The following is a 10,474-nucleotide window of genomic DNA, read 5'->3' as shown; positions in this document are numbered from 1 at the left end:
TTTGTGCATCTAAAAATTCAGTTACTTGCTCCTGCGCGCTTCGCTGCTCGTCGCAGTATGAAAGGTAGATGCTTTGAGTTGTAGATACTTTATTATTTGCTTTGTGCATCTAAAAATTCAGTTACTTGCTCCTGCGCGCTTCGCTGCTCGTCGCAGTATGAAAGGTAGATGCTTTGATTTGAAGATAACTTCTAATTAATTTTGTGCATCTAAAAATTCAGTGACCTGCTCCTGCGCACTGCTCGTCGCAGTATGAAAGTTAGATGCTTTGACATGTAGATAACTTCTAATTACTTTTGTGCATCTAAAAAGTCAGTTACTTGCTCCTGCGCACTGCTCGTCGCAGTATGAAAAGTAGATGCTTTGATTTGTAGATAACTTCTAATTAATTTTGTGCATCTAAAAATTCAGTGACCTGCTCCGGTGATTTTGCGTTGGCGCTGTGTAGGTGAGCTTTTTTCTCGCCGTTTTGGTAAATTAGAAGGCTAGGGATTCCCATAACTTCATATTTTTCAGCGATTTCTGGTAGCTCATCGCGGTTTACTTCATACCACTCGTACTGATTGTATTTTTCGATGATTGGATCGATAAACATTTCCATTCTGCGGCAATCAGGACACCAGCCAGCTTCGAATTTAACTAGTACTTCATTGTCTCCGGAAATGATTTCATTAAATTGTTCTGCAGTTGTAATTTTTTTCATATTATATACCTCCATGGATGATACATACAGTTTACACTGTTTCCCATATAGGAGAAAGAAAAATGTATTAATTTATTCATTTTATTATTGCGAAAATTTGAACATTGCACTAGAATAATAGATATAGAGATTGCTTCTATTTTTTTTGTAAACAAAATGAATGAGCGTTCATTCAAGATGAAGGGGAGGCTTTGCACGTGACATATCAAATTAAAAAAGCAGCTGTACTTGGTTCGGGGGTAATGGGATCTGGAATCGCAGCTCACTTAGCAAACATAGGTATACCAACGTTATTGTTGGATATCGTTCCAAAAGAAGTTAGTAAAGAGGATGAAGCAAAAGGACTTACATTGGAGCATCCTTCCGTACGTAATCGTTTTGCAGATACTGCTTTACAGAAATTATTAAAGCAAAAACCAGCACCACTAACGTCTAAGAAAAACCTACAGCTAATTACAGCAGGTAACCTAGAGGATGACTTAGAAAAGTTAAAAGACGTGGACTGGATTATTGAGGTAGTAGTTGAAAACCTAGAAATTAAGAAAAACCTATATGACAAAATTGATGCTGTACGTAAGTCGGGTACAATCATCACTTCTAACACATCAGGTATCAGCATTAATGCGATGGTGGAAGGAAGATCAGAAGACTTCGGTAAACACTTCCTAGGAACTCACTTCTTTAACCCACCTCGCTATTTAAAGCTGTTGGAAGTAATTCCAGCTCAAACAACTGCTCCTGAAGTAGTAGAATTCGTGAAAAAATTTGGTGAGGATGTTCTTGGAAAAGGTGTAGTACTAGCAAAGGATACACCAAACTTCATCGCTAACCGAATTGGAACTTATGGCTTACTTGTAACTCTTCGTGAAATGCAAGCAAGAGGATACTCTGTTGGTGAGGTAGATTCAGTTACTGGTCCACTAATTGGTCGTCCGAAGTCTGCTACGTTCCGTACTCTTGATGTTGTAGGTCTCGATACATTTGCTCACGTAGCCAAAAATGTATATGACCAAACAGCTGGGGAAGAGCAAAAGGTATTTGAAGTACCGGCATTCATGAAAAAAATGCTTGAAAATAAATGGCTTGGAGCTAAAACAGGTCAAGGCTTTTTCTTAAAAGAAGGAAAAGAAATTAAAGAACTAAATCCTGAAACATTAGAATATGGTCCAATGAAAAAGCTTAAAACGCCTTCAATAGAAATGGCTAAGCAGCAAAAAGGCTTAGCGGCAAAAGTGAAAACGTTGACATATGCAAAAGACCGTACTGGCGAGCTATTATGGAGTATTTTAAGTCCGACGCTTATTTATTCTGCTCAGCTTCACACAGATATAGCTGATGATATCGTGTCTATTGACAATGCGATGAAATGGGGCTTCGGCTGGCAGCAAGGACCTTTTGAAATATGGGATGCAATTGGAGTAAAAGACTCAGTAGAAAAAATGAAGGCAGAGGGTAATGACATCCCAGCATTCGTTCAATCTTTATTAGATAAAGGCTTTGAATGCTTCTATAAAGAAGAGAATGGCAATTTCTTCTATTTTGATGGGACAGATTACCAAGCGGTTCCAGTTAATGAAAAAGTAATCGACTTAAAAAGCTACAAGAAAAAGCATGGTGTCATTAAGTCGAATTCAGGTGCTAGTCTAATCGATTTAGGAGACGGAATTGCTTTACTTGAATTCCATTCTAAGTCCAATTCAATTGGATTAGACATTCTTCAAATGATTAACTTTGCAATCGATGAAGTAGAGAAAAACTTTAAAGGTCTTGTTATTAGTAACCAAGGAAAAAATTTCAGCGTTGGAGCAAATCTTGGAATGATTTTAATGGAAGCTCAAGATGACAATATTTTTGAACTAGATTTCGTCGTTCGTCAATTCCAAAATGCGACACTGAAAATTAAATACTCTTCAAAACCAGTCGTTGTTGCTCCATTTGGAATGACACTAGGTGGAGGCGCAGAGGTCACTTTACCTGCAGCACACATTCAAGCTTCTACTGAAACATATATGGGACTTGTTGAAGCGGGCGTCGGGCTTATCCCTGGCGGTGGAGGTAATAAAGAGCTTTACCTTAAACATCTAAAAGGAATTCCGAATGGAGTTCAAATTGATTATCTGAATGTTGCTAGCAAGGTGTTTGAAACAATAGCTATGGCGAAGGTTTCGACTTCAGCTGAAGAAGCACGTGAAAATAATTTCTTAAGCATTGCAGATGGAATCAGTGTAAACCCTGACCACTTGATCTACGACGCGAAACAAGCAGCGATAGCTCTTGCTGATGCTGGCTACAAGGCTCCGATTCGTGAGAAGGTTCCGGTTGTAGGGTCCCCTGGATATGCAGCACTGTTATTAGGGGCAGAAGGAATGTTCTTATCAGGATATATTAGTGAGCATGACTTGAAGATTGCGAAGAAGCTTGCATATGTCATTGCTGGTGGAGAGGTGCCATACGGTACTTTAGTGGATGAGCAATATTTACTTAATTTAGAGCGCGAGGCTTTCTTAAGTTTAGTTGCAGATTCTAAATCTCAGGCAAGAATGCAGCACATGTTAGTGAAAGGTAAACCATTACGCAATTAATCTGCGTTAGGTAAAAGGAGGAGAACTCATGCGTGAAGCAGTTATCGTAGCAGGTGCAAGAACACCAGTTGGTAAAGCGAAAAAAGGATCTCTAGCTAATGTGCGCCCAGATGATTTTGGGGCATTAGTGGTAAAAGAGACATTGAAAAGAGCGGGCGGATACGATGGCCCTATAGATGATTTAATATTAGGATGTGCCATGCCAGAAGCTGAGCAGGGGATGAACGTTGCTCGTAATATCGGTGCACTTGCTGGACTTCCAGATACAACTCCAGCGATTACTATTAATCGTTTCTGTTCATCTGGATTACAATCAATTGCTTATGCAGCAGAACGTATTATGCTAGGTCACTCTGAAGCAATTATCGCTGGAGGAGTAGAGTCGATGAGTATGGTTCCGATGATGGGTAACGTTATCCGACCAAACGCTCATTTAGCTGAAACAGCACCTCAGTATTATATGGGGATGGGACATACGGCAGAGCAGGTAGCGAATAAGTATAATGTGAGCCGTGAGGACCAGGATGCTTTCGCTGTCCGTTCTCATCAGCTTGCTGCAGCGGCAATTGCTGCTGGGAAGTTTAACGACGATATCGTACCAGTAGAAGTAATCAAGCATTATGTAGATGAAAACAACAAAGCACAATCTAAAAAATTTATGTTCGAAATGGATGAGGGTGTACGTCCAGGTACAACAGTAGAAACACTTGCAAAATTACGTCCAGCATTTAATGTGCGTGGTTCTGTAACAGCAGGAAATGCATCTCAAACATCTGATGGTGCAGGAGCTGTATTGGTAATGGATCGTGAAGTTGCAGAAGCACAGGGCTTAAAGCCACTTGCTAAATTCCGCTCCTTTGCAGTAGGTGGCGTAGCGCCAGACGTAATGGGAATTGGACCAATCGTTGCTGTACCAAAAGCATTGAAAATTGCAGGCCTATCTATTGAAGATATTGACCTTTGGGAGCTAAACGAAGCATTTGCTTCTCAATCAATCCAAGTAGTGCGTCATTTAGGCATTGATATGGATAAAGTAAATGTTAATGGTGGAGCCATTGCATTGGGGCATCCCCTTGGAGCAACGGGTTCAATACTAACACTTAAAATGATGAGCGAATTAAGAAGACAAGGAAAGCAATTCGGTGTCGTTACCATGTGTATCGGTGGAGGCATGGGAGCTGCAGGAGTATTTGAACTTCTTTAATTTCAATAGGTGAAATGTGCTTTTAATATTTGGCGCATTTCACGATTACTAATTCAAACGTTTACACACATAGGAGGAGAAGGAAATGACACAAGTTCAAGATGCAATTAAAGGTGGAAGCTTTTTAGTAGAAGACATTGAAGCAAGTCGCGTATTTACACCAGAGGATTTCAATGATGAGCAAAAGATGATTGCTAAAACTGCAGAAGATTTTGTAAAAAGCGAAGTATTGCCTGTAGTAGAGAATTTAGAGCATCACGAGTTTGAGCACTCTGTACGTTTATTAAAATCTGCTGGAGATTTAGGTCTTTTGGCGGCTGATATTCCAGAAGCATATGATGGATTGGGATTAGACAAAATTTCTTCTGCTTTAATCGCTGAAAAATTGTCTGTAGCAGGCGGATTCTCTATCACTCACGGAGCACATGTAGGAATCGGTACACTACCAATCGTTCTTTTCGGTAACGAGGAACAAAAGAAAAAATACCTTCCAAATTCAGCTTCTGGAGACAAAATCTCAGCATACGCTTTAACGGAGCCAGGTTCAGGTTCTGACGCTCTAGGAGCAAAAACTACTGCTAAACTAAACGAAGCAGGCACTCACTATGTACTTAATGGGGAAAAACAATGGATCACTAATGCTGGATTTGCAGACGTGTTCGTAGTATACGCAAAAGTGGACGGAGACAAATTCTCTGCATTTATCGTAGAAAGAACTTTCCCAGGCGTTTCTGTAGGGGCTGAAGAAAAGAAAATGGGTATTAAATCTTCTTCTACTCGTACATTGATCTTAGAAGATGCAGAAGTACCAGTTGAAAACTTATTAGGAGAAATAGGCCGTGGTCATATTATCGCGTTCAACATCCTTAATATCGGACGTTACAAATTAGGAGTAGGTACAATCGGTGGTTCTAAACGTGCATTAGAGCTAGCAATTTCTTATTCAAACCAACGACAACAATTTAAGACACCTATTTCTTCATTTAACTTAACAAAACAAAAACTAGCAACTATGGCTTCTAAGCTTTATGCTACTGAAAGCTTGATTTACCGTACAGTTGGTTACTTCGAGGACCGTATGAGCCAAATGAGCGAAGAAGATCAAAAAGACGGAAGCAAAATTGCAGCTGCAATTGCTGAGTATGCTATTGAATGCTCTATTAACAAAGTAGTTGGTTCAGAGGTGTTAGACTATATCGCTGACGAGGCTGTTCAATTACATGGAGGATACGGCTTCATGCAAGAGTATGAAGTAGAGCGCATTTACCGTGACTCTCGAATTAACCGTATTTTCGAAGGGACAAATGAAATTAACCGTTTAATCGTTCCTGGAACATTCTTGAAAAAAGCAATGAAGGGTGAATTGCCACTTCTTCAAAAAGCACAAGGACTTCAAGAAGAGCTATTAATGATGATGCCAGAAGAAGTTGGCGATGAAGCTCTAGCTCAAGAGAAGGTACTAGTTGCAAACGCTAAGAAAATTGGTATTTTAGCTGCTGGTATGGCTGCTCAACGCTTCGGAACTAAGCTAGAAGCCGAGCAAGAAGTATTGGTACACATCGCAAACATTGCAAACAACATTTTCGCTATGGAATCAGCAGTACTTCGTACAGAAAAAGCTATCGGACGCAGTGGAGAAGAAAAAGCAGCTCAAAAGCTTCTATACACTCAAATCTTCTGCCAAGAAGCATTCAATGAAATCGAAGCAGCAGCGAAAGAAACTTTAATAGCTTCTGTAGATGGCGACAACTTACGCATGATGCTTTCTGCACTTCGTAAACTAACTCGCTACACTCCTTACAACGTAATCGAGAAAAAGCGTGAAGCTTCAGTAAAACTAATCGAAGCAGAAAAATTCGTAGTTTAATCATATAAAAACAAAGCTGCCCTCAAGAGTCTCCTATTGACTCCTGAGGGCAGTTTTTTACATAAGTAATTGATCACTCAGGAGAAATCATAACAAAAAAGCATAATTAGCAACGAAATCCAGCAACTTTTTAAGTGGAATTAAGTTTATGACCGGATAGAAATATTTATGACCGGATAGCACAGTTTTATGACCGGATAGAAAAATATATGACCGTTCAGCAAAATCTATCTTTTATCGCTGATGAATCAATAATGAAAGTGGAGATATTGAATTTAGTTTACTAGAAAATGACGACTTGATAGGTGGAAATTACTTTATGACCGGATAGCACAATTTTATGACCGGATAAAAATATTTATAACCGCATAGCGAGGATTTATGACCGGATAGAAAAATATATGACCGTTCAGCAAATATATCTCTAATTGGGCTTGATTCTTAGGGTCAATTGAAAAGAATGAGTTAGCTGCATTCTAGTAAGGCAAACTATATAGAAGCGGTTTTACTTATTAATAGAATGTACTATATAATATGGAAATTTAAAACTTGGTTTGATCCCTCTTGCATGAGCAGCAAAATATTATTATGATAAAAAGAAAAAGGTGAGATTTAAATGAATATAAAATTTTACGGTTATCCTAAATGTAGTACTTGTAACAAAGCTAGCAAATGGTTGAGAGACAATCAAGTACAATTCGAGAATCACCATATTGTAGATGCGCCACCATCAAAAGAACTTTTAAAAGAGATGGTAGCTAACGGAGACTATGAGCTTAAAAAGTTCTTTAATACTAGTGGAGTGAAGTACCGTGAATTGCAACTGAAGGACAAGCTTCCTACTATGTCGGAGGATGAACAGTTGGAGCTGCTTGCTTCGGATGGAAAGCTTATTAAACGCCCACTTGTTTATGATGGAAACAAGCTTACACTTGGTTTCAAGGAAGAGCAGTTTGAGGACATGTGGAAAACCTCTTAAAGTACCTTGTATTTACTAGGGAAATATGTGAATATTAAATAGATGGAATATTTAATTGAGAGGGGTTTATTTATGAGCGTGCCTAAAGATTTTAAGTACTCAGCTGAACATGAATGGGTTAAAAATGAGGATGGAAATGTCCGCATCGGTATTACTCATTTTGCGCAATCAGAACTAGGAGACATCGTTTTTGTTGAACTTCCACAAGTTGGAGATGAAATTAAAGCAGGAGATGCTTTTGGTAGCGTTGAATCAGTAAAAACAGTTTCGGAACTATATGCACCAATTAGCGGTAAAGTAGTGGAAGTAAATGCTGAGCTAGAAGATAGCCCCGAATTCGTTAATGAATCACCTTATGAAAATGCTTGGATGATCGTTGTTGAGCCTTCTGATTTATCAGAAGTGGACAGCTTATTGTCTCCAGAAAAGTATGAAGAATTAATTGCAGAGTAATAATGAAAACGCCGGTTAATAATCGGCGTTTTTTTCATATAATAAAGGAAAGGTAACAAGTTGGGAGAGAAGCTAAATGGCACATGTATTTAGTGATAAAATAATTCTCGTCGAGGGAAGGTCTGATAAACTACAATTGTTGACCCTTCTCGATGAATCTCCAGAAATCATTTGTACAAATGGAACGATATCCGATGTAAAATTGGAGGAGCTTTTAAGCCCTTATGATGGCTTGCCGATTTATGCTTTTCTAGATGCCGACAAATCTGGCGAACAAATACGCTCGGTTGTCAGGAAGGAATATCCTGAGGCAATTCACCTCTATACAAATCCTATGTATGGTGAAGTGGCGAATACCCCGGCTAAGGTTTTGGCATCCATATTAAAACGTGTTAATATTAAGGTGAAAAAAGAATTTTTGCCTTAGGATGATGTGTAATGAATGAGTGGACTAAAGAGCAATGGGAAAGCATAAAATATAACTCTCCACTTTCCTTATTTTATATTTATACCCCAATGTGTGGTACGTGTCAGATTGCAAGTAAGATGATGAATGTCATTAAAGAAATGGTTTCTGTTCCAATTGGCCAAGCAAATATTAACTTTCTTGGCGATTTGGCAATAGAACAAGAAATTGAAAGTGTACCTTGCTTATTAATATCTAAAAATGGCAGGGTAGAAAAAAAGATATATGCGTTTCAATCCGTACCCTATCTATTGGAAACAATAAAAACTATTGACGAAAACCAGATCCTATGATAACATTCGTTGTGTTGAAAAAATAATTTAATAGTGTCGCTCTTATTGAGAGAGGTGGAGGGAAGTGCCCTACGAAGCCCGGCAACCGTCACGAAAGTGAAATGGTGCCAAGTCACGCAAAGCTATAGCTTTGAGAAATGAGAGAATGGATGAGTGTTATTTGAAATTGATAACCTACACCCCTTCTGCTCTTTTGCAGAAGGGGTTTTTTAATAGGAAAGGTGGCTAGATTTACATGATTAGTTTAAAGGAAGTTTCGAAAAGATTTATTACAAAGCAAGGAGAAATCGTTGCTGTTGATAATGTAAATCTGGACATACAGCGTGGAGAAATATTTGGGATTATTGGTTATAGCGGAGCCGGTAAAAGTACATTGATCCGCTTATTGAATGGCTTAGAAAAACCTTCTGTCGGCCAAATAGTTGTGAATGGGCAAGAGATTACTTCCATAAATGAGGAGAAGCTCCGTGGCTTCCGACAAAAGGTAAGTATGATCTTCCAGCATTTCAATCTTTTATGGTCGAGAACAGTCGCTGAAAATATAGCATTTCCTCTAGAAATTGCTGGGGTTCCGAAGGACAAAAGAAAAGCCAGAGTAGAGGAGCTTTTGAACCTTGTTGGTCTAGAGGGCAGAGGAGATTCTTATCCTTCACAATTATCTGGTGGGCAAAAGCAGCGTGTAGGAATTGCTAGGGCTTTAGCTAATGGACCAGAGGTATTGCTTTGTGATGAGGCAACATCTGCTCTTGATCCTGAAACGACCGATTCAATACTAGACCTATTAGTCAGCATCAACGAAAAACTAGGATTAACAATTGTATTGATTACACACGAAATGCAAGTTATTCAAAAGATTTGTAACCGAGTAGCTGTTATGGAAAATGGGCAAGTTGTAGAAGAGGGAGATGTGCTAGAGGTTTTCCAAAAGCCACAACAGGCTATTACTAAACGTTTCGTCTCTCAAATTTCTGATTCCAACCAGCCAGTGCAAACGATTCAAAAACTAGTCCAGCTTTATCCAAATGGTAAGCTAGTCAAGCTCGTTTTTGTAGGTGAAACCACAGAGCAGCCAATTCTTTCAAGATTAATCAAACAGTTTGATTTAGAAGTTAATATTGTGCAAGGTAACATCTCTCATACGAAGAGTGGAGCTTTCGGTACACTAATTCTTCAAATCGATGGAAATGACCAAGCCGTGGAGGATGCAATACAATTTATCCACTCGCAAAAAGTAAACACTGAGGTGATCAACAATGATTGAATCGTTATTTCCAAATGTTGATTGGCCTAAAATGTGGGACGCTACTCTAGAAACCCTGTATATGACAGCAGTTTCTACGGTACTCACAGCAATCTTTGGACTAATTTTAGGACTTTTATTATTTTTGACAAGCCCACATCAGGCTTGGGCGAATAAATTGGCAAATTGGTTAACGGGTGCGGTAGTAAATATATTCCGCTCTATCCCATTTATTATATTAATTATTTTATTGATCCCACTTACAACACTGTTGATGGGCTCGATGCGTGGTCCGAATGCTGCTTTCCCAGCATTAGTGATTGGAGCTGCTCCATTTTATGCTCGCATGGTTTTAATTGCTTTACGAGAAATTGATAAAGGCGTTTTAGAGGCTGCAAAATCTATGGGTGCTAAAACCACAACTATTATATGGAAGGTTTTATTGCCTGAATCAATGCCAGCTTTAGTGTCTGGTATAACCGTAACTTGTATTTCACTAGTTGGTTATACAGCTATGGCAGGAATCATTGGAGCGGGAGGATTAGGGAATCTAGCCTTTTTAGATGGTTTCCAACGTGGTCGCGGGGATGTCACACTCGTAGCTACTATTTTAATATTAATCATCGTGTTCATTATCCAATGGATTGGTGACATCATTACTACAAAAATAGATAAACGATAAGGGAG

Annotated in this window: 10 protein-coding genes and 1 riboswitch; of the genes, 9 read left to right on the top strand and 1 reads right to left on the bottom strand. The window is 38.9% G+C overall.

Annotation, left to right across the window (positions count from 1 at the left end; all coding sequences use genetic code 11):
- Nucleotides 1-385: 385 nt before the first annotated feature.
- Nucleotides 386-703, bottom strand: coding sequence for a thioredoxin family protein (locus tag H9650_RS16780; protein WP_154310189.1), 318 nt, complete (start codon nt 701-703; stop codon nt 386-388).
- A gap of 197 nt (nt 704-900) precedes the next feature.
- Here H9650_RS16780 and H9650_RS16775 point away from each other — a divergent pair, with 197 nt between their 5' ends.
- From H9650_RS16775 to H9650_RS16735, 9 genes are all read left to right on the top strand, one after another.
- Nucleotides 901-3,285: a 3-hydroxyacyl-CoA dehydrogenase/enoyl-CoA hydratase family protein gene (locus H9650_RS16775; RefSeq protein WP_191697685.1), complete on the top strand. Its 2,385-nt coding sequence runs from the start codon at nt 901-903 to the stop codon at nt 3,283-3,285.
- A gap of 28 nt (nt 3,286-3,313) precedes the next feature.
- The gene (locus tag H9650_RS16770; RefSeq protein ID WP_151113294.1) at nt 3,314-4,489 is read left to right on the top strand and encodes an acetyl-CoA C-acetyltransferase; all 1,176 of its coding nucleotides are present in this window, start codon (nt 3,314-3,316) and stop codon (nt 4,487-4,489) included.
- Between the two features lie 85 nt (nt 4,490-4,574).
- The gene (locus tag H9650_RS16765; RefSeq protein ID WP_151113296.1) at nt 4,575-6,356 is read left to right on the top strand and encodes an acyl-CoA dehydrogenase family protein; all 1,782 of its coding nucleotides are present in this window, start codon (nt 4,575-4,577) and stop codon (nt 6,354-6,356) included.
- A gap of 616 nt (nt 6,357-6,972) precedes the next feature.
- On the top strand, nt 6,973-7,335 hold the full coding sequence (locus tag H9650_RS16760) for an arsenate reductase family protein (RefSeq protein ID WP_144538661.1): 363 nt from the start codon (nt 6,973-6,975) through the stop codon (nt 7,333-7,335).
- A 72-nt stretch (nt 7,336-7,407) separates the two neighbouring features.
- On the top strand, nt 7,408-7,788 hold the full coding sequence (gene gcvH, locus H9650_RS16755) for a glycine cleavage system protein GcvH (RefSeq protein WP_144538660.1): 381 nt from the start codon (nt 7,408-7,410) through the stop codon (nt 7,786-7,788).
- 76 nt (nt 7,789-7,864) lie between these two features.
- Nucleotides 7,865-8,215 carry a toprim domain-containing protein gene (locus tag H9650_RS16750; protein WP_144538659.1) on the top strand — a complete coding sequence of 117 codons (351 nt, stop codon included), beginning with the start codon at nt 7,865-7,867 and terminating at the stop codon, nt 8,213-8,215.
- A gap of 11 nt (nt 8,216-8,226) precedes the next feature.
- Nucleotides 8,227-8,547, top strand: a complete 321-nt coding sequence (locus H9650_RS16745) for a thioredoxin family protein (RefSeq protein WP_191697684.1) — start codon at nt 8,227-8,229, stop codon at nt 8,545-8,547.
- 39 nt (nt 8,548-8,586) lie between these two features.
- A riboswitch (SAM riboswitch) is annotated at nt 8,587-8,691 on the top strand.
- Between the two features lie 91 nt (nt 8,692-8,782).
- Entirely contained in the window at nt 8,783-9,808 is a 1,026-nt protein-coding gene (locus tag H9650_RS16740; protein ID WP_191697683.1) for a methionine ABC transporter ATP-binding protein, read from the top strand.
- The gene (locus H9650_RS16735) at nt 9,801-10,469 is read left to right on the top strand and encodes a methionine ABC transporter permease (protein WP_144538656.1); all 669 of its coding nucleotides are present in this window, start codon (nt 9,801-9,803) and stop codon (nt 10,467-10,469) included. The genes H9650_RS16740 and H9650_RS16735 overlap by 8 nt, the downstream gene beginning before the upstream one ends.
- Nucleotides 10,470-10,474: the final 5 nt, after the last annotated feature.

It is taken from the genome of Psychrobacillus faecigallinarum (assembly GCF_014836595.1).
Taxonomy (GTDB): domain Bacteria; phylum Bacillota; class Bacilli; order Bacillales_A; family Planococcaceae; genus Psychrobacillus; species Psychrobacillus faecigallinarum.
This window is presented reverse-complemented; position numbering and strand designations above follow the sequence as displayed.

Coding starts and splice junctions, on each gene's coding strand:
- H9650_RS16750 (WP_144538659.1), top strand. CDS start 7,865: ATGGCACATGTATTTAGTGATAAAATAATTCTCGTCGAGGGAAGGTCT.
- H9650_RS16745 (WP_191697684.1), top strand. CDS start 8,227: ATGAATGAGTGGACTAAAGAGCAATGGGAAAGCATAAAATATAACTCT.
- H9650_RS16765 (WP_151113296.1), top strand. CDS start 4,575: ATGACACAAGTTCAAGATGCAATTAAAGGTGGAAGCTTTTTAGTAGAA.
- H9650_RS16740 (WP_191697683.1), top strand. CDS start 8,783: ATGATTAGTTTAAAGGAAGTTTCGAAAAGATTTATTACAAAGCAAGGA.
- H9650_RS16760 (WP_144538661.1), top strand. CDS start 6,973: ATGAATATAAAATTTTACGGTTATCCTAAATGTAGTACTTGTAACAAA.
- gcvH (WP_144538660.1), top strand. CDS start 7,408: ATGAGCGTGCCTAAAGATTTTAAGTACTCAGCTGAACATGAATGGGTT.
- H9650_RS16780 (WP_154310189.1), bottom strand. CDS start 703: ATGAAAAAAATTACAACTGCAGAACAATTTAATGAAATCATTTCCGGA.
- H9650_RS16735 (WP_144538656.1), top strand. CDS start 9,801: ATGATTGAATCGTTATTTCCAAATGTTGATTGGCCTAAAATGTGGGAC.
- H9650_RS16770 (WP_151113294.1), top strand. CDS start 3,314: ATGCGTGAAGCAGTTATCGTAGCAGGTGCAAGAACACCAGTTGGTAAA.